Origin of the sequence: Microbacterium sp. (genome assembly GCF_040394595.1) — a bacterium.
Taxonomy (GTDB): domain Bacteria; phylum Actinomycetota; class Actinomycetes; order Actinomycetales; family Microbacteriaceae; genus Microbacterium.
This window is the reverse complement of sequence record NZ_JBEBSA010000008.1, coordinates 85,021-102,266: the sequence shown is the minus strand read 5'-3', so window position 1 is coordinate 102,266 and position 17,246 is coordinate 85,021. Positions and strand designations below refer to the sequence as shown.

Genomic DNA, 17,246 nt, shown 5'->3' with positions numbered 1-17,246 from the left:
AAACACCGGAGCCCGGAAACACCAGACCCCGGAAACACCGGAGGGACGCCGCCTCAGGCGACGCCCCTCCGGTGCGGGCCCGGGCTCAGCCGAGCGCGGCGGCGAGCTTCGGCAACAGCCGCACGAGCGTCTCCGGGCCACGACGGAAGTGGTCCATCGGCAGCCACTCGTTCGGCGCGTGCTTGTTCTCGTCGGGGCATCCGAAACCGAGCAGCAGCGTCGGGAGGCGGAACCTCGACTGCAGCGTGGCGACCGCGGGGATCGTGCCGCCGTCGCGGATCAGATACGGCGTGCTCCGCCAGGTCTCCTCGAGCGCCTCCAGCGCCGCCGTCATCGCGGGGGTGTCGGTCGGCGTCAGCACCGGCTTCGACGCGGTGTCGCTCCAGGTCTCGATCGTCACCGACGGCGGGGCGATCTCCTTCAGGTGCGCGATGAGCAGCTGCGCCACCTCATCGGGGTCCTGGTCCGTGACGAGGCGCATCGACAGCTTCGCGGTCGCCTCCGCGGGGACGATCGTCTTCGGCCCGGGGCCGGTGTGCCCGCCGAACACGCCGTTGACCTCGAGGGTCGGACGACCCCAGGTGCGCTCCAGCGCGGAGAAGCCCTCCTCGCCGACGCCGCACAGCGCGCCGATCGTGGACAGCCACCCCGCCTCGTCGAAGGGCAGCGCGGCGAGGCGCTCGCGCTCCTCCGCGGTGAGCTCCACGACCCGGTCGTAGAACCCTGGCACGGTCACCCGCCCCTCGGCGTCGTGCAGCCCGGCGATCATCCGTGCGAGCAGGTCGGCCGCGTTCGGGACGGCACCGCCGAACTGCCCGGAGTGCAGATCGTTCGAGAGCGCCCGGACGGTCACCTCGACATACGCCATGCCCCGCAGCGAGTATCCGACCGCGGGCAGGTTCAGGCCCAGGGCCGGCGAGTCGCTGACCAGAGCGACCGACGCCTCCGAGAGCCAGGGGTTCGCGTCGAGGACCGCATCGAGACTCGGGGAACCGATCTCCTCCTCGGCGTCGATCAGCACGATGATGTTCACCGGCACCTCTCCCCCGGCGGCGCGCACGGCCTCGACGGCGCGCGTGTACATCAGCACCTGGCCCTTGTCGTCGGTCACGCCGCGGCCCCAGAGGCGATCGTCGCGGCGGTCGACCGAGAACGGCGCCGACTTCCACTGGTCCAGCGGCTCGACCGGCTGCACGTCCACGTGACCGTAGACGAGCACGGTGGGGGCGCCCTCGACGGGCGACGCGTATCGGGCGGTCAGCGCCGGATTGGTGTCGGTCTCGTGGATGCGGATGTCCCCGAATCCCACGCGCTCCAGCTCGTCCTTCATCCACATCACCGACTCGCGGACGGCACCGAGCCGCGCGGGGTCGGATGCCACCGACTCGATGGCCACCAGCTCGGCGAGGCGGTCGATGTCCGCCTCCTCGTTCTCCTGCAGCCAGGCCAGCGCCCCGCTCGTCACGTCGTTCATGTCTCTCCTTGTTCGTAGGGGTCTTCGCGGTCAGGCCGAGGGATCGGGGCGGACCGCGGGGTCGGCACGGACCTCGGCCTCCCACTCATCGACGATGAGCGGGACGAGCGAGAGGGGCGGAGACCCCTGGGCCAGCAGCCGGTCGTGGAAGCCGCGCTGGTCGAAGGCGGTGCCGAGCCGCTTCTCCGCATCGGCCCGGGCACGACGCAGCTCGAGCAGCCCGGTCATGTAGGCGAGGGCCTGACCGGGGTTCCCGATGTAGCGGTCGACCTCGCCCTCGGCGTTCTCGAGCGTGGTCGCGGTGTTCGCCATCAGGTACTCCACCGCGCGGCGCCGGCTCCAGCCCTTGGCATGCAGCCCGGTGTCGACGACGAGCCGGGCGGCCCGCCAGGACTGCGACGACCACATGCCCAGCTGGGACAGCTCGTCGGTGAACAGCCCGAGTCCGGCCGCGTTGCGCTCGCAATACAGCGCCCACCCCTCGATGAACGCGGTGGTCGGCGTGAGGTTGCGGTAGCGCGACTGCCGCACCTCGCGCGCCATCGACCACTGCACGTGGTGCCCGGGCACCGACTCGTGGGCGGCGAGCGTCTCGAGCTCGTACCGCGTCGGTCCGCGGCCCAGGTCGGTGTTCACCCAGAACACCCCCGGCTTGCCGGTCGCGAGATCGCCGGGACGGTAGTAGGCCTGCATCATCTGCGCCGCCTCGACCGCGGGCATCGGATGCACCTCGCACGCGGTCTCGGGCAGGCGGCCGATGAAGCCCGGCAGGATCTCCTGGCCACGCTCGAACGCCGCACGCGCCGCGGCGAGGATGTCCTCGCTGCGCGTGAACCGCAACGAGGGGTCGTCGCGCAGCCGCGTGATCGCGGCGTCGAGGTCGCCGTCCCCGAACGCGCCCGCGGCGAGTGCGCGTCCCTCGTCGGCCAGCTCGGCGACGACCCGGAGGCCGAGGTCGTGCACCTCGTCGGGCGTGAGCGCGGTGGTGGTGTGCTCCGCGACGGATGCCGCGTAGGCGGCCTCCCCGTCGGGGATCCAGCCCATGCCGGGCCGTTCGTCGCTGCGCGCGTGCGGCAGCGCCTCCTCCTCCAGCATCCGGCGCATCTCGCCGAGCGCGGCGCGGACGGGTCCCCCGGTGACGTCGGCGAGGCGCTCGCGCCAGGCCGGGTCCTCGCGGAACGACGGGTCGATCCGGACGGCGCCGAGCGTGGCCTCCGGACCTCCTCTGCCCTCGATGCCGTCGACGAGCGTGAGCACGCCCTCGACGAGACGCCGCACCGGGGTGCGGCCCGAGGACAGACCGCGGCGGAGACCGTCGACGGCCCCGGCGAGCGCGGCGGGAAGCGCACCGCAGCGCTCGAGGTACGCGTCGGCCTCCGCCGCGGTCTGGATCAGGGTCTTCGGCATCACGCTGTTCATCGCGGTCGGCAGCGACCACGCCTTGTAACGCGACACCGTGTACTCCTCACGGCGGCTGTCGAGGATGCGGGGCCACAGCTCCGCATGCCACTGCGCCATCCGCACGGTGAGCCGATCGGAGAAGCCCAGCTCCTCCACGGGGATCGCGGCGAGCGCGGCGCCCACCTCGACGTAGCCGGCGCGCAGCCTCTCGACAGCCTCGGGCGAGTCGTCGGGCACGAGCGGCGCGGCCTCGGGGATGCCGACGGCGCTCGCGAGGAACGGGTCCCAGGCGACGTTGAGCGCGAGCAGGCGGTCGGCGCAGACCGCGACCTGTTCGGCGGCCGTCATGCGATCACCTCCGGAGCGGCGGCACGGGTGTCGAGCCCGCGGAAGGTCTCCACGAACTCCGTGACGTAGTCGGCCATGGCGGCGAACAGCGCTTCGCCCTTCTGGGCCGACGCCTCGGTCGGGTCGGCCCACCCGGCGGTGGGCGACACCTCCTCGAGCTCGAGGTAGAGGTTCACCCTGCTCGCCCCGAAGCGCACCTCGGTGGGGGTGATGACCTCCAGCCCCTGGAAGTCGCTCTTCGGGCGGCGCTCCGCGTGCGTCAGGTCGACGGCGCCGGGGCGGAGGTGCATCAGCAGCGAGACACCGGGTTCGGAGCCGTGCCCGATCGCCGGGTTGCCGCCGTCGAAGAGCGTGCCGCGCAGGTCGCCGGACAGCTGGGCCGGGTTGACGGAGGCGACCAGCACACCCGTGTCGCGGCGGATCCGGCGGCAGGCGTACTCCACCGGGAACTGGTTGGGTCCGTGGTTGGTGACCAGCAGGATGTGGTCGAAGCCGGCGCGGATGAGGGAGCGCACCACGGCGTCCACCTGCACGGCGAGGTGCTCGGGCGGCATCGTGATCGTGCCCGGGAACCCGTCCAGCGCCTCGGAGACGCCATAGGCGAGCGAGGGCAGCCACAGCGATCCGGTGCGCTCCGCGACGGTCTTCGCCAGCTCCTCCGAGACGACGTAGTCGAAGCCCATCGGAGTGAGCGGTCCGTTCGCGTCGACCGTGCCGATCGGCAGGATCGCCACGCGCCCCGCGGCGGCGGCCTCAGCGGCCTCGGTCCAGGTGAGGTCGGGGTAGAAGGTCTTCATCGGTGTCCTCTCTTCGTGCGCGATCACGCCGTGGCGGTGGATCGGGCCCATTCGGTCATGCGCGCGCGCATCGTCGCCAGCGGCATCGCGCCGTCGCGCAGCAGGTGGTCGTGGAAGCGGCCCAGGTCGAAGGCGGCTCCGAGAGCGGCCTCGGCCTCGGCGCGGGCGGCGGCGATCTGACGGCCGCCGAACGCGAAGATCGGCCCCTCGCCCGGCATCGCGATGAGCCGCGAGAGCTCGGTCTCCGCGTCGCGCTGCGAGAGCGCGGTGTGGGCGATCAGGTAGCCGAGCGCGGCGTCGCGCGTCCACCCCTTCGCGTGCACGCCGGTGTCGACCACCTGGCGCGCCGCGTTGACGGCCTGCTTCGCCCAGAACCCGAGCTCTTCGAGGGGATCGGAGAACTGTCCCATCTCGAGCGCCAGCCGGCCGCCGTACGACGCCCAGCCCTTCACGAACGCGGGCACGAACGCCACCCGGCGGAACGCCGGCACGTCGGCCGCGAAGGCGTACGACCAGAACACGTGGGACCCGGGGACGGCGCCGCCGGTGACCATGCCGCGCACCTCGTGGCGGAACCGGGTGCCGGTGGTGTTGATGTAGAACACCCCGGAGCGGCTGCCGTCGGCGGCGCCGGGCATGTACTGCCCGCCGCCGTAGTGCTTCGCGGTCGCCGCGGGCATCGCCGCGACCTCGCAGTGCGGCAGCTCGCGCGCGAAGAACCCCGGCAGGGCCGCCTCGACGTCGGCCATGCTCGCCGCGGCGGCGGCCAGGGCGTCCTCGCCGGAGGTGTAGGCGAGCGACAGGTCGCTGCGCAGCCGTTCGACGATCGCGGCCGGATCGGACTCGCCGAGCACGGCCCTCCCGAGCCGCGACAGCTCGGCGCCGATCTCCGCCATCGTGGCGAGGCCCTCCTCGTGGAGGCGCAGCGGATCGACGGGCAGCGTGATCTCCTCACGGAGGAAGGCCGCGTAGGCCTCCTCCCCCCGCGGGATCCAGCAGAGTCCCGGACGGTCGTCGCCGCGGGCCTCGGGGAGCACCGCCTGCCGCACCCGGCTGGTGAACCGCGCGAGAGCCGGGCGCACGATCTCCGCGACCACGCGCTCGGCCGCGTCGCGCCACGCGGCGGCGCCGTCCCACTCGCCGCGCAGCACGCCCAGCAGCGGGTCGTCCCCGAGCTCCGTGGACAGGTGCCCGTCCAGCTCGGCGAGGGTCACCTCGAGCGGACGCCGCAGCGGAGCGCGCCCCTCGGCGACGCCCCGGTCGAGCAGGCCGAGGTCGGTGTCGAGGAACGCCGGGAGCTGGCGCAGACGGGCGAGGTAGGCGAGCCCGGACTGCTCGTCCACGACCGCGGTCTTGGTCATCCCGCGCACCACCGATGCGGCGCTGAACTCGCGCGGCAGGTTCACCGTGAACACCTCGGTGTCGGCGGCCATCAGCTGCGCGGCCGATTCCGACTGCTCGATGAGGATCTCCCGGGTGAGGCGGCGCTGCGGGTCGAGCCCCTCCTCGCTCACCGCCCGCGCCTGCGCGGCGAGCGAGGTGAGCGCATGCCGCCGGCGCTCCACCGCGGACTCCCCGTACTGGGGGAGCAGCCGGGCCGCCGCGGGGTAGCCGAACGGCGCGGCGCGGAACGGATCGCGCTCCTGCCACAGCTCGAGCATCGACTCGGACAGCAGGTCGACGGCGGCAGCCGCCTCGGTGTGCGAAGGCATGGGGGTACTCCTCGAATGGTCGGACGGGAAATGCGGAGGGGTCAGCGACGGGTCTTCTCGTGCGGATCGAGGCGATCGCGCATCCAGTCGCCGAGCACGTTGACGCTCATGATGAACGCGGCGATCACCACGCCGGGCACGACGACCGGCCACCACACTCCGGCGGTGAGGCCCTCCTGGCCGGCGGAGATCATCGCGCCGAGCGTGGGCGTGGGCGGCGGGACCCCGAGGCCGAGGTATCCCAGGGACGACTCCGCGATGATGAGCGTCGCGATCTCGAACGTGGCGATCACCAGCAGCGGACCGCTGATGTTCGGCAGCAGGTGCCGCAGCAGGATGCGCATGTCGTTCGCCCCGAGGCCCCGCGCCGCGAGGACGACGTCCCGCTCGCGCAGCGACAGCGTCTCGGCGCGGGCGACGCGGGCGAACAGCACCCAGGCCGAGAGCGCGAGCACGAAGATGATCGAGGCGAGGCTCGGCCGCAGCACCGTGACGATGGTCAGCACGAGGAGGATGTTGGGGATCGACATCTGGATGTCGCTGATCCTCATGATGACCTCGTCGACCCAGCCGCGGTAGAAGCCGGCGATCATGCCGACGAGCACCCCGAAGGCGCCGCCGACGAGGGTCGCCACCACGGAGGTGAGCAACGAGGTGCGGATGCCGACGGCCGCCCGTGCGAGCTCGTCGCGGCCGAGGTGGTCGGTGCCCAGGAGGTGCTCGGGCGAGCCGCCCGCCATCCACGCCGGCGGCTGCAGCGCGCTGGACAGCTGCTGCACCGCGGGGTCCGGGAGGAAGAGCGGGCCGATCACGCCGCCGAGCACCAGCAGGATCAGCGTGCCGACAGCGATCGCCGCGGGGACGTTGCGTCCGCGACGCCGCACCGGCGGGATCCGCGAGGGTCCGACGCGCACCGTCGGCCGGCTCTGCGGGTTGGTCACGATGGTCGCCGTGCTGTCGGCGGGAGAAGTACGTCTCATCACTTCAGTCCGATCCGTGGGTCCAGCAGGGAGTAGGCGATGTCGGTGATCAGGTTGATGAGCACCACGCCGGCGGCCGTGATGATCACGATCGTCTGCGCCAGCGCGAAGTCGGAGTTGATCAGGGCGTCCTTCGCGAGGCTGCCGATCCCCGGCCAGCCGAACACGGCCTCCACGATCACCGCGCCGCCGATCATCGACGTCAGCTGCAGGGCGATCACGGTCGCGACCGCGAGCAGCGCGTTGCGGAAGGCATGCCGCATGATCACGACGCCCTCGCGCTGCCCCTTGGCCCGCGCGGTGGTGACGTAGTCGGCGCCGAGCACCTCGATCATGCTGGTGCGCACCAGGCGCATCACCCGCGACATCGGGAACAGCGCGAGCGTCACCGCCGGCAGCACGATCGCCATCGGCGATCCGGCACCGGCGACGGGGAACCAGCGCAGCCCCACCGCGAAGACCAGGATGAGCAGCGGGCCCACCACGAACGAGGGCACCGACTGGCCGAAGGCGGCGAGACCGATGACGATGCGATCGGTCGCCCGGCCGCGGCGGACCGCCGCGAGGATGCCGAGCGGCACCGCGACCACGATCGTGAGCAGCAGCGCGACGCCGGCGAGGGAGAGCGTGTACGGCAGCCGCTGCATGGTGAGGACGAGGCTGTCCTGACCGTATTGCAGGGAGTTGCCGAACCTCCCCTGGAACATCCCGCCGATGAACGAGCCGAACTGCTCCAGGAGCGGGCGGTCGTAGCCGAGCTCGTGCTTGATGCGTGCGATGTCGTCGGCCGAGGCGCCAGAACCGAGCAGGGCGACGCCGATCGGGTCGCCGGTGAGGTGCAGCACGAAGAACACCACCGCGATGACCGCGAGCATCACGAAGAGCGCCAGGCCCGTGCGCCGGAGGAGGAACCGGATCATGACGCGCCGCCTTCCGCGACGCCGCCCGTCGCCGGAGCCTCGCCGGCGCGGATCTCCGCCCAGAAGTGGCAGGCGACCGTGCGTCCGGGCGCCGCCTCCTGCAGCTCGGGGCGGGACGTGCGGCACAGCTCCTGCGCGAACGGGCACCGCGTGCTGAACCGGCAGCCGGACGGCGGGTTCGCCGGGCTCGGCAGGTCGCCGCCGAGCACGATGCGTTCCCGGCCGCGCTCCTCGGCGCGGATCCGCGGCACCGCCGAGATCAGCGCCCGGGTGTAGGGATGCAGCGGATCGGCGACGATCTCGTCGCGCTCCCCCGCCTCGACGATGCCGCCGAGGTACATCACCGCGATGCGGTGCGAGACGTGTCGCACCGCGGCCAGATCGTGTGCGATGAAGAGGTATGCCAGGCCGTAGCGCTCCTGCAGGTCGTCGAAGAGGTTGAGCACCTGGGCCTGCACGGAGACGTCGAGCGCGGAGATCGGCTCGTCACAGATGAGCAGATCGGGGTCGACGGCGAGGGCCCGTGCGATCGCGATGCGCTGCCGCTGCCCTCCGGAGAACTCGTGCGGGTAGCGCTCCGCCGCCGAGGCGGGGAGGCCGACCGAGTCGAGCAGTTCCTTCACCTTCGCGGCGACCGCCGGGCCGGAGGCGAGGCGGTGGATCCGCAGCGGCTCGGCGAGGGCGTCGGCCACCGTCATCCGGGGATCGAGGCTGGAGTAGGGGTCCTGGAAGACCATCTGCATACGCCGCCGGGTGCGGCGCACCTCACGGGCGCCGAGCGCGGTCAGCTCCACCCCGTCGAGGCGCACGGATCCGCCGGTGGGGCGGGTGAGCTGGAGCACGGCGCGACCGGTGGTGCTCTTCCCGCACCCCGATTCGCCGACGAGGCCCAGGGTCTCGCCGCGGTCGAGGGCGAACGAGACGCCGTCGACGGCCTTGACGCGGCTCTTCCCGCCGGCGAACCGGGAGCCGGCGCTGAAGTGCACGCGCAGGTCCTCGACCTCGAGCAGGGGCGTCGTCGCCGTCATCGCAGCGCTCCGATCGTCAGGGGCGCCCGCACGTGGCAGGCGGCTTCGTGTCCGTCGCCGACCGGCGACAGCGCGGGGTTGCTGTCGCGGCAGACGTCCTCGGCGAGCGCGCACCGCTCCCGGAAGGGGCATTCGAGCGCCGGCCCCATCAATGCGGGGGCGGCGCCGGGGATCGCACGGAGGCGTTCGGGGCGGGCGCCGTCGATCTCGGTGCGCGACGCGATGAGCCCCTCGGTGTAGGGGTGGGTGCTGCGATCGAGCACGTCGGCCGTGCGGCCGGTCTCGATCACATAGCCGCCGTAGACGACCATCACCCGGTCGGCGATGCCGGCGACGACGCCGAGGTCGTGGCTGATCAGCACGATCGCCATGCCGAGCTCGTCGCGCAGCCGGGCCAGCAGCTCGACGACCTGGGCCTGCACCGTGACGTCGAGCGCCGTGGTGGGCTCGTCCGCGACGAGCACCGCAGGGTCGCAGCTGATCGCCATCGCGATGCCGGCCCGCTGGCGCATGCCGCCGGAGAGCTGATGAGGGTAGGCGCCGAGGCGGCCGACCGGATCGGGGATGCCGACCAGCCGCAGCAGCTCCGCCGCCCGCGCCTCGGCCTTCCGGCCGCGCAGGCGGGTGTGGATGGTGAGCGACTCGATGATCTGCGCGCCGATCGTCATGACCGGGTTGAGCGAGGACATCGGGTCCTGGAAGATCATGGCGATGCGCCGCCCGCGCAGCGAGCGCATCCGATCGCCCCGCAGCGTGGTGAGTTCCTCGCCCTCGAGGCGGATGGATCCGCCCACGATCCGGCCCGGGTCGGGGACGAGCCCCATCAGCGCCCTGCCGATCGTGGACTTCCCGCATCCGGACTCGCCGACCACGCCCAGGGTCTCACCCCGGTGCAGGTCGAAGGAGACGCCGTTCACGGCGTGCAGCACGCTCCGCGCGCCCGGGAACGCGACCTCGAGGTCGCGCACCCGGAGCAGCGGCTCGGCGTCATTCGCGGCGGGCATCTGCCAGGTACTCCTTCGCCGCGCGACCGAAGAGGCCGCTGTTGCTGCAGGCGATCAGCCGGTGCCCGGCCTCCGCGGAACGACGCGCGCCCGCGGCGTCGCCGACCGATGAGGAGACGATCTTGCCCGCGGCGATGATCGCGTCGGAGGCCGCGGAGACGCGCCGGGTGACCTCGGGGTCGTCGTACCGACCGGGGATCCCCAGCGAGCCGGAGAGGTCTCCGGAGCCGAGGCAGAAGATGTCGAGCCCGTCGATCGCCAGCAGCGCGTCGAGGTCGTCGTAGGCGCTGACGTCTTCGAGGAGCGCGGCGGGGAGCGCGTGCGCACCGTCGGCGAAGTACTGCGAGGGCGTCTGCGTGAGGCCGTAGTTCGCGGCACGGGACCCGGAGCCCAGGCCGCGGGTGCCGCGCGGCGGGTAGCTGAGCGACGACACCAGCGCCTCGCCGGCGGCCGCGGAGTCGACGTGCGGGGCGATGATCGAGTTGGCGCCGGTCTCCGCGTAGGCGAGCAGCAGCTCCGGGCGGTTCGCGGGGGCGCGCACCACGGTGCCGAGGCCCACCGCGTCGGCGGCGATGACCAGCTCGTAGGCCTGGTCGACGGTGAGGCCGTCGTGCTCGGCGTCGAGCAGCACCCAGTCGAATCCGGCGTGACCGACGAACTCCACCTGGCGGGCGGTCGCGAAGTTCATGAAGATCCCGAACAGCGGGCGGTCGCTCTCGGCGAGCATCTCCTTCAGGCGGTTGACTCGCATCACGCATCCTCTCCTTCGAAGCGGCACCCTGCCGCCAGAACCCTGCTCCTGCTGTCGGTGAGGCCGAAGATCTCGCCCCTCGCGACCTCGTCGGCCCAGCCCTCGTGCACGTCGAGCAGCTTCGCCGCCTTGTCGAGCACGACCGGGACCGCGGCCGGCGGGATCGCGACGATGCCGCCCTCGTCGGCGATGATCGCGTCACCGGGCTCCACGACGATGCCGCCGCACGCGACCGGCACGTTCACCTCTCCCGGTGCGGTGAGCGCGGCGCCGTTCGTCGTGGTCGAACGTGCGAACACGGGGAGGCCGTTCTCGCGCATCTCGTGCGCGTCGCGCACCGCGCCGTCCACGACGACCCCGGCGACCCCGCGGTTGACGAGCGCGGTGCTCATGTAGCCGCCGAGCACCGCCTGGGTCGTGATGCCGCGGGCGTTGATGACGAGCACGTCGCCGGGCCCGCAGATCTCCAGGGCCACGCGCAGCATGTCGATGTTGGGCACGCTGACGCTGAGGGTCACGGCCGTGCCGGCGATGCGACGGGTGGACGGGTAGACCGAGCGGATGCCGAACATCGTGCGCGCGTGGCGCATCGTGTCGGCGAGGTCGGCGACGTCGTAGCGGGCGAGCTCGTCGAGCGCCGTCTGGTCGATCCGGGGGGTTCGGGGGAGGACGCGGTAGCCGAGGTCCATGGGGACTCCTTCGTCGTAGGGGTGTGCGGTGCGGGACGAGGGACGTCGCCCCGCACCGGGAGGGGGGTCAGCGGAACGAGGCGTTCTCGAAGTAGAAGCGGTTGTCGGGGACCGGCTTCCAGTCGAGGCCCTCGACCATCGCGTAGCCGTTCTGGTAGTTGAACATCGGCACCCAGAGCGCCTCGTCCATCACCCTCTTGGCCGCCTGCTCGTAGAGGTCCTGGCGCTCCTTCTCGTCCGAGGTGGTCAGCGCCTTGTCGGACAGCGCGGTGAGGGTGTCGTCGGTCTTGGTCCAGACCGTCCCGTAGACGGCGTCGGGGTGGAAGTACGCCTTGTTGAACAGGAAGCTGCTGTCGGGGTAGACCGGGCCGAAGGTCATCGTGTAGATCCCGGACGACTTGCCCGGCTCGCGCCAGGTGGGCTGGAGGGTGGCGAACGCACCGCCCTTCATGTTCACCGTGAAGCCGACGGCCTCGAGCATGGCTTGCAGCGCCTCGCCGACCTTCTGGTCCTGCACCGAGGTGCCGATCGTGTAGTTGAGGTCGATCGCGACGCCGTTCGGGTAGCCCGCCTCGGCGAGCAGCTGCTTCGCCTTCTCGGGGTCGTAGGGGTACTCGTCGAGGTCGGGGTCGTAGCCGAGCTCCCCCTTGACGATCGGGCTGGAGATCGGGGTGGCGTGGCCGCCGAAGAGCGACTTGGCCAGCGACTCCTTGTCGACGGCGTAGTTGATCGCCTGCCGGACCAGGAGGTTGTCGGTCGGCGCCGTGTTGGTGTTGAGGACCAGGGTCGAGCGGGTGTCGCTCGCGCCCCACTTCACGGTGGTGCCGGGGATGCCCTCGGCGCGCTTGATCATGTCGGGCGTGATGTCGGACACGAGGTCGGCGGCGCCGGTCTCGAGCATGCCGACACGGGTGGCGGCGTCGGGGACGGTCTGCACCGTCACCTTCTTGATCGCCGGCTTCTCGCCCCAGTAGTCGGGATTCGCCTTGAGGGTGACCGAGATGCCCTTCTTCCACTCGTCGAGCATGTAGGGGCCGGTGCCGATGGGGGCGTCCCCGAAGGCGGCCTCGGTCATCGACCCGCGGTACTCCGGCGGGAGGACGGCCATCCAGGTCATCTGCACCGGGAGCGATCCGAGGTTCGACTCCTCGGTGACGACGTCGAACGTCATCTCGTCGACGACGTTGATCTGGACGTTCTTCATGATCGTCGTGACCTTGCCCGCCGGATCCTGCCGGTACTGCTCGAGCGTGCTCTTGAAGGCGGCCGCGGTGAGCTTCTCGCCGTTGGTGAACGTGACGTCGGGGCGCACCGTGAAGCGCCAGGTGTGCTCGTCCTTCTGCTCCCACGACTCGGCGAGACCGGGGACGAGCTTCGGCTTGTCGCCGTCGAAGGTGATCTTCACGGCGGCCTCGTTGATCTCGCCGGCGACACGGGACGCGGTGCGCTGAGACGCGATGTTCGTGCTGAGGCTCGCGATGTCCGCCTGCTGGACGACGATGATCGAGTCCTTCTTCTTCCCGCCGTCGGCGTCCGGCGACGCCGCGCAGCCGGCGATCGTCGCGAGCACGGCGGCGGCGAGCCCGATGGCGAGACCGCGGCGCCAGGTGGATTCCTTCACGATTACTCCTTCGTAATGCCTAGAAAGCCGGGATCCGGTGGCCGCGCGATGGTCGGGAACGAACGCGGGGGACGCACCGGGGGGCGGAACTCCTTCGCTCCGCCCTGTGTTTCACTTCGATGTTCTATTTTTGGAAATCTTTATTCAGGAATCAGCCTAGAGGGGCATCCGATGCTCGTCAAGCACCAAATGCCCCTCCACGGGACTCAGCCCGTCACGGCGTCGAGAGCGCCCTGCAGCACGGCCGCATCCTGAGCCCCGGTGCCTCCGCTCGCGCCGATCGCGCCGACGACGACGCCGTCGAGGACGATCGGGAACCCTCCGGGCGCAGGGACGAGGTCCCCCGAGTTCTGCGCGATCAGCGCCGTGGCGAAGAGCGGGGCGCCCGCCCACCGCTCGGCCAGCTCAGCAGTGGAGGAGCCGAAGGCCACGGCCGCCCTGGCCTTGCCCTGCGCGAGCCCGACGGTCACCCACCCCGCACCGGCCAGGCGCTCGAACGACGTCAGATGACCCGCCGTGTCCACGATCGCGAAGCCCATCGGCACCCCGATCCGCGCGGACTGCACCGCGGCCTCCTCGAGCAGCCTCTTCGCGACGTCCGACGGCACACGCGTCTCACTCATGATGTTTCCCCTACTCTGGATGAACTCTCGGTCTCGACGAAGATGTGGAGACTCAGAGGCCATTATTAGATAATCTGATCCAAAAGAGAACCAGTAGACCGGATCAGACGGGGGAGACACGACATGGACGGTGAGACTTCCGCCGTCGCCGCCGAGGCGGCGACCCCTGCGCGCGCCGACGACCTCTCCGACGGCGCGGCGAAGCCCGTGCTCGGCACCAGCGCGCTGCTCCGCTCGTTCTCCGTACTCGAGGTGCTCGCCGACGCCGCCCGCAGCATGACCCTCGACGAGCTCGTCGAGGCGAGCGGACTGCCCAAGGCCACGCTCACGCGCATCGTCGCGACCTTCGCCCGCAAGGGGTACCTCCTCGTCGAGGACGGCGATCGGCTGACCCTCGGACCGCGGCTCATCCACCTCGGCGCCACGGCCAGCCTTCAGCTGCACAGCTGGGCGCGCCCGCATCTGGAGCGCCTCGTCGACGAGACCGGCGTGACCGCGAGCATCGCCGTGCTGGACAGCGACGAGGTGGTCTACCTGGGCCAGGTCGTCTCCGGCCACACCCTGGGGACCTTCGCCGAGGTGGGGCGCCGTGTCGCGCCGCACTCCACCGCGATGGGCAAGGCGCTACTCGGGCAGCTTCCCGACGACAAGGTGCGAGACACCCTGCTGCGCACCGGGATGCCGCAGCAGACCGATCGCACGATCACCGACCTCGAGGCGTTCATGGCGCAGCTCACCGTGGTGCGCCGGCAGAGCTACGCCTTCGACGACGGAGAGCAGGACGTCGGCGTGCGCTGCATCGCCGTGCCGGTGCTCACCGCGCCCCGCGTGCTCTCCATGTCGCTCAGCGCCCCGGAGAGCCGGATGTCGATCTCCGACGCGATCGGCTATCTGCCCGCGCTGGAGCGCACCGCCGCGGAGTTCTCGGCCGCCCTCCGGGCGCGCTGACGGTCACGGAGCGCCCGGCATCGAGGCTCCCGCCCGCCCGCCTCCGCAGGAATCGGGTCGGCGGCGGCTCCGGAGCGCACGCCGCTCGGCATCGGCGCCCCACCCGCCGAGGAGCCGCCCGATGCGAGCGACCTCGGCCGGCTCAGTGGCGGGTGGCCTCGACCTCCAGTCGCGCCACGACGTCCTGCATGGTCGGCACCTGGGCGAGGATGCCCTCGGTGGACAAGCGGGTGTCCGGCCCCGATACCGCGACGGCCATCGGGCGCTCGCCGCGCACCGGCATCGCGAACGCACGGACGCCGAGCTCGTGCTCGCCGTCCTCCACCGCGAAGCCCTTCTCGCGCACCACGGCGAGCTCGTCGACGAACTGCGCCGGGTCGACGATCGTGCGCCGTGTGAGGGGCTCGACGGGATGCCGCGCGAAGAGGTCCGCGACCTGCTCGTCGTCGAGCAGCGAGAGCAGTGCCTTGCCCGCCGCGGTGCTCGCCGCCGGGATGCGCCGGCCGAGCTGGGTGAGCATCCGGAGGTTGTGCGGCGAAGGCACCTGGGCGATGTAGACGATGTCCGCGCCGTCGAGCAGCGAGAGCGTCGCCGTCTCGCCGGTCGCTTCGACGAGGGCGTTGAGGATGGGTCGCGACCAGCTGCCGAGCAGTCGTCCGCTCATGCCTCCGACGCGGATGAGCGTGGGGCCGAGCGCGTAGAGGCGGGTGTCCGGATCCTGCCGGACGTACCCCTGCTGCGCGAGCGCCTGCAGCATGCGGTGCACCGTGCCCAGGGGGATGCCGGTGCGGTCGACGAGCTGGGTGAGGCTGGACTGCCCGCCGGCCGCCGCCAGTCCTTCGAGGACGTCCGACGCGGTGAGCGCGGCCTGCACCGGTTTCGGCGTCCGCGGCGCGGACGCGACGCCCTTCGATGCCTGTCCTGCCATGTGGTCCTCGTCGATCCTGGAATGCGCGTTCCCCCAATTCTGCCCGATCGCCGCGCCTCCGCGTCCCATCCACATCCCTGCGCACCCATCCGCACCCCTGCGTATCCGCGTCTATTCGTCGCAAAGTCTCGGAATTCGACGCGGATAGCGGGACTTTGTGACGAATAGACGCGCGGCGCGGACGCGACCCGCGGTGGATGCGCGGTGGATGCCCACCTTTCGATGGATCCCACGGGCCCACCGGAGGAGCAGAATCTCCCCATGGGCACGGACGACCTCACCGGGATCCCCGCGCTGCTGCGCCGGGTGGACCGCATCGCCGCCGGGCGCCGGCAGCGCGACCTCCGCGCGCCCCGCGACCTGGTCGCGGCGCCGAAGGTGCGGGGCGGGTTCCGGGCGATCCGATGGATCCTCACCGCCGAGATCCTGGTCGGCCTCGCCGCGCTCGTGATCGCACTGGTCAACCTCCTGAGCGGCCGGCCCGACAGCGTCGCGGTGTGGCTGCGCGGCGTCGTCGTACTGGGTCTCACGCTCGGACTCGGCTACTTCGCGCTGCGCGCCGGCGAGGGCTGGTACTGGGCGTACCAGCGGCTGCGGCTGTTCTCGCGGATCTTCCCCACCGTCACGCTGGTGATCGCCGCGATCCCGGGCCTGTATCCGTTCTGGATGGTGATCGAGCAGATCGTCTTCTCCCTCCTCATGATCGGCGTCGGCGACATCGCGACATCGGACGCCATGCGGACGGCCTTCGCGAAGGCGGCCCTGCGACGGGCCGAGCCGTACGAGCGCTGAAGCACGGCCGGATGCGGGAGGCCGGGGCTATGGTGACGGCATGATCGACCAGCGGAGGAGGCGGATGCTGCGCACGCTGCGCGAGGAGGCGGCGACGCGGGCGGACGCGTCCGCTGAGGCACTCGATGCCCTCGTGCACGACCGGGAGGGCTCGAACGACGATGACGAGCACGACCCGGAGGGCGTCACGCTGTCCTCGGAGTGGTCCCGGCTCAGCGGGCTGGCCGAGGCCGCGCGGGCGGAGCTCCGGCAGATCGACGACGCCCTCGCCCGGCTCGAGGCGGGCTCCTACGGCGTGTGCGTCTCGTGCGGCCGGCCGATCCCGGACGGACGCCTCGACGTACGGCCGTTCGCCGACCGCTGCGTCGCGTGCGCTTCCGCCCAGCGGTGAACGCGACGCGGGCTTAGGCTGAGGTCACTATGGATCCGATTCCGCAGGTCCTCTCGTGGTTCGGCGACCACTGGTGGATCATCTTCCCGCTGATGGGTGCCGCCGGCGGGATCGCCAAGGCGTGGGAGCGCGGTGCCCGCCGCCGCCACGAGCGCCGCCTCGAGACGCTGCGCCTGAAGGGCGAGCTGAAGGCCGCCCAGATGGCCGCCCGCGGCGGCCGCGCGCCCCTGCCGAGGACTCCGGCGAAGCAGCAGGCCGCCTCGCAGAAGGAGCTGCTGGAGCGACTCTTCGCCGAGCACGACGAGATCACCGCGCGCTGGCTCGACTACGAGCTCGATGTCGCGAAGCTCATCGCGTTCCCGGCGATGAGCGACGGCCGGCAGCCTCTCACCGCCGCCTTCCTGCGGGCGAAGAAGGCCGCCGATGCGCTGCGGCCCTCCTCCTCCGAAGCCAAGGTCGACGAGCAGCAGATCACCGAGTACCTCGATGCCGTCGGCAACTACGCGGTCGCCTTCGAGGTCGCCGAGAAGGATGCCCGGCGGCTGCGCGACTCGACCTTCACGGAGGCCGAGCGCAAACGGCTCGACCGCGCCCAGCAGCTGCTCAAGGTGGCCGTCGACGAGTCGGCGACGCAGGCCGAGCGCAACGTGGCCTACAAGCGCGTGCGCGAAGAGCTCGACGGCCTCATCGTGCTCTCCGACCAGGCGGTCACGGTGCTGGAGAAGAAGGTCGCGCAGGCCCTCCCGTCCCGGCCCGCCGCGGTCCCGGAGCCCGACCCTGAGCCGGAGCCCGTCGCCGATCCGCAGCCGATGCCCCTCCGTCATCCCGAGCCCTGACCC

At 71.6% G+C, this 17,246-nt stretch carries 17 protein-coding genes; 4 read left to right on the top strand and 13 right to left on the bottom strand.

Translation table 11 applies throughout. The annotated features are described in order from the left end of the window. Nucleotides 1–85 precede the first annotated feature (85 nt). The 12 genes from ABWO84_RS10340 to ABWO84_RS10285 all read right to left on the bottom strand — a co-directional run bounded on the left by ABWO84_RS10340 (nt 86) and on the right by ABWO84_RS10285 (nt 13,348). Nucleotides 86–1,474 (bottom strand): dipeptidase, encoded by a 1,389-nt coding sequence (locus tag ABWO84_RS10340; protein ID WP_353114467.1) that lies wholly within the window; start codon nt 1,472–1,474, stop codon nt 86–88. A 30-nt stretch (nt 1,475–1,504) separates the two neighbouring features. After that, on the bottom strand, nt 1,505–3,223 hold the full coding sequence (locus ABWO84_RS10335; protein WP_353114466.1) for a DUF885 domain-containing protein: 1,719 nt from the start codon (nt 3,221–3,223) through the stop codon (nt 1,505–1,507). Beyond that, nucleotides 3,220–4,020 carry a creatininase family protein gene (locus ABWO84_RS10330; protein WP_353114464.1) on the bottom strand — a complete coding sequence of 267 codons (801 nt, stop codon included), beginning with the start codon at nt 4,018–4,020 and terminating at the stop codon, nt 3,220–3,222. The genes ABWO84_RS10335 and ABWO84_RS10330 overlap by 4 nt, the downstream gene beginning before the upstream one ends. Nucleotides 4,021–4,043: 23 nt before the next feature. Beyond that, nucleotides 4,044–5,732: a DUF885 domain-containing protein gene (locus tag ABWO84_RS10325; protein ID WP_353114463.1), complete on the bottom strand. Its 1,689-nt coding sequence runs from the start codon at nt 5,730–5,732 to the stop codon at nt 4,044–4,046. A gap of 41 nt (nt 5,733–5,773) precedes the next feature. Beyond that, entirely contained in the window at nt 5,774–6,712 is a 939-nt protein-coding gene (locus tag ABWO84_RS10320) for an ABC transporter permease (protein WP_353114462.1), read from the bottom strand. Beyond that, nucleotides 6,712–7,632 (bottom strand): ABC transporter permease, encoded by a 921-nt coding sequence (locus ABWO84_RS10315; RefSeq protein WP_353114460.1) that lies wholly within the window; start codon nt 7,630–7,632, stop codon nt 6,712–6,714. Before ABWO84_RS10315 ends, ABWO84_RS10320 begins: the two co-directional genes overlap by 1 nt. Next, nucleotides 7,629–8,660: an ABC transporter ATP-binding protein gene (locus ABWO84_RS10310; protein ID WP_353114459.1), complete on the bottom strand. Its 1,032-nt coding sequence runs from the start codon at nt 8,658–8,660 to the stop codon at nt 7,629–7,631. The genes ABWO84_RS10315 and ABWO84_RS10310 overlap by 4 nt, the downstream gene beginning before the upstream one ends. Beyond that, the gene (locus tag ABWO84_RS10305) at nt 8,657–9,664 is read right to left on the bottom strand and encodes an ABC transporter ATP-binding protein (RefSeq protein ID WP_353114458.1); all 1,008 of its coding nucleotides are present in this window, start codon (nt 9,662–9,664) and stop codon (nt 8,657–8,659) included. The genes ABWO84_RS10310 and ABWO84_RS10305 overlap by 4 nt, the downstream gene beginning before the upstream one ends. After that, nucleotides 9,648–10,415 carry an HpcH/HpaI aldolase family protein gene (locus tag ABWO84_RS10300; protein WP_353114457.1) on the bottom strand — a complete coding sequence of 256 codons (768 nt, stop codon included), beginning with the start codon at nt 10,413–10,415 and terminating at the stop codon, nt 9,648–9,650. Before ABWO84_RS10300 ends, ABWO84_RS10305 begins: the two co-directional genes overlap by 17 nt. Beyond that, on the bottom strand, nt 10,415–11,104 hold the full coding sequence (locus ABWO84_RS10295) for an RraA family protein (RefSeq protein ID WP_353114456.1): 690 nt from the start codon (nt 11,102–11,104) through the stop codon (nt 10,415–10,417). The genes ABWO84_RS10300 and ABWO84_RS10295 overlap by 1 nt, the downstream gene beginning before the upstream one ends. Nucleotides 11,105–11,171: 67 nt before the next feature. Beyond that, nucleotides 11,172–12,725, bottom strand: coding sequence for an ABC transporter substrate-binding protein (locus ABWO84_RS10290; RefSeq protein WP_353114454.1), 1,554 nt, complete (start codon nt 12,723–12,725; stop codon nt 11,172–11,174). Nucleotides 12,726–12,931: 206 nt separating this feature from the next. Beyond that, a complete protein-coding gene (locus ABWO84_RS10285; protein WP_353114453.1) occupies nt 12,932–13,348 on the bottom strand; it encodes a GlcG/HbpS family heme-binding protein in 417 nt (138 codons plus the stop codon). A 123-nt stretch (nt 13,349–13,471) separates the two neighbouring features. Here ABWO84_RS10285 and ABWO84_RS10280 point away from each other — a divergent pair, with 123 nt between their 5' ends. After that, complete coding sequence (locus ABWO84_RS10280) at nt 13,472–14,296, top strand: IclR family transcriptional regulator (protein ID WP_353114452.1); 825 nt, start codon at nt 13,472–13,474, stop codon at nt 14,294–14,296. A 142-nt stretch (nt 14,297–14,438) separates the two neighbouring features. Here ABWO84_RS10280 and ABWO84_RS10275 read toward each other — a convergent pair whose 3' ends face one another. Beyond that, entirely contained in the window at nt 14,439–15,224 is a 786-nt protein-coding gene (locus ABWO84_RS10275; protein ID WP_353114451.1) for an IclR family transcriptional regulator, read from the bottom strand. 261 nt (nt 15,225–15,485) lie between these two features. On the opposite strand from ABWO84_RS10275, the gene ABWO84_RS10270 reads away from it, so the two are divergent. From ABWO84_RS10270 to ABWO84_RS10260, 3 genes are read left to right on the top strand one after another with little or no spacing between them, the layout of a single operon-like run. Then, the gene (locus ABWO84_RS10270) at nt 15,486–16,016 is read left to right on the top strand and encodes a hypothetical protein (RefSeq protein WP_353114449.1); all 531 of its coding nucleotides are present in this window, start codon (nt 15,486–15,488) and stop codon (nt 16,014–16,016) included. Nucleotides 16,017–16,056: 40 nt separating this feature from the next. Next, nucleotides 16,057–16,407, top strand: a complete 351-nt coding sequence (locus ABWO84_RS10265; protein WP_353114448.1) for a TraR/DksA family transcriptional regulator — start codon at nt 16,057–16,059, stop codon at nt 16,405–16,407. 29 nt (nt 16,408–16,436) lie between these two features. Then, complete coding sequence (locus tag ABWO84_RS10260; RefSeq protein ID WP_353114446.1) at nt 16,437–17,243, top strand: hypothetical protein; 807 nt, start codon at nt 16,437–16,439, stop codon at nt 17,241–17,243. Nucleotides 17,244–17,246 lie beyond the last annotated feature (3 nt).

What these genes read in the sequence shown, in the direction of transcription:
- ABWO84_RS10325 (WP_353114463.1), bottom strand. Translation starts at nt 5,732, where the DNA reads ATGCCTTCGCACACCGAGGCGGCTGCCGCCGTCGACCTGCTGTCCGAG.
- ABWO84_RS10330 (WP_353114464.1), bottom strand. Translation starts at nt 4,020, where the DNA reads ATGAAGACCTTCTACCCCGACCTCACCTGGACCGAGGCCGCTGAGGCC.
- ABWO84_RS10340 (WP_353114467.1), bottom strand. Translation starts at nt 1,474, where the DNA reads ATGAACGACGTGACGAGCGGGGCGCTGGCCTGGCTGCAGGAGAACGAG.
- ABWO84_RS10265 (WP_353114448.1), top strand. Translation starts at nt 16,057, where the DNA reads ATGATCGACCAGCGGAGGAGGCGGATGCTGCGCACGCTGCGCGAGGAG.
- ABWO84_RS10315 (WP_353114460.1), bottom strand. Translation starts at nt 7,632, where the DNA reads ATGATCCGGTTCCTCCTCCGGCGCACGGGCCTGGCGCTCTTCGTGATG.
- ABWO84_RS10275 (WP_353114451.1), bottom strand. Translation starts at nt 15,224, where the DNA reads ATGGCAGGACAGGCATCGAAGGGCGTCGCGTCCGCGCCGCGGACGCCG.
- ABWO84_RS10285 (WP_353114453.1), bottom strand. Translation starts at nt 13,348, where the DNA reads ATGAGTGAGACGCGTGTGCCGTCGGACGTCGCGAAGAGGCTGCTCGAG.
- ABWO84_RS10260 (WP_353114446.1), top strand. Translation starts at nt 16,437, where the DNA reads ATGGATCCGATTCCGCAGGTCCTCTCGTGGTTCGGCGACCACTGGTGG.
- ABWO84_RS10280 (WP_353114452.1), top strand. Translation starts at nt 13,472, where the DNA reads ATGGACGGTGAGACTTCCGCCGTCGCCGCCGAGGCGGCGACCCCTGCG.
- ABWO84_RS10305 (WP_353114458.1), bottom strand. Translation starts at nt 9,664, where the DNA reads ATGCCCGCCGCGAATGACGCCGAGCCGCTGCTCCGGGTGCGCGACCTC.
- ABWO84_RS10310 (WP_353114459.1), bottom strand. Translation starts at nt 8,660, where the DNA reads ATGACGGCGACGACGCCCCTGCTCGAGGTCGAGGACCTGCGCGTGCAC.
- ABWO84_RS10335 (WP_353114466.1), bottom strand. Translation starts at nt 3,223, where the DNA reads ATGACGGCCGCCGAACAGGTCGCGGTCTGCGCCGACCGCCTGCTCGCG.
- ABWO84_RS10300 (WP_353114457.1), bottom strand. Translation starts at nt 10,415, where the DNA reads ATGCGAGTCAACCGCCTGAAGGAGATGCTCGCCGAGAGCGACCGCCCG.
- ABWO84_RS10320 (WP_353114462.1), bottom strand. Translation starts at nt 6,712, where the DNA reads ATGAGACGTACTTCTCCCGCCGACAGCACGGCGACCATCGTGACCAAC.
- ABWO84_RS10295 (WP_353114456.1), bottom strand. Translation starts at nt 11,104, where the DNA reads ATGGACCTCGGCTACCGCGTCCTCCCCCGAACCCCCCGGATCGACCAG.
- ABWO84_RS10270 (WP_353114449.1), top strand. Translation starts at nt 15,486, where the DNA reads ATGGGCACGGACGACCTCACCGGGATCCCCGCGCTGCTGCGCCGGGTG.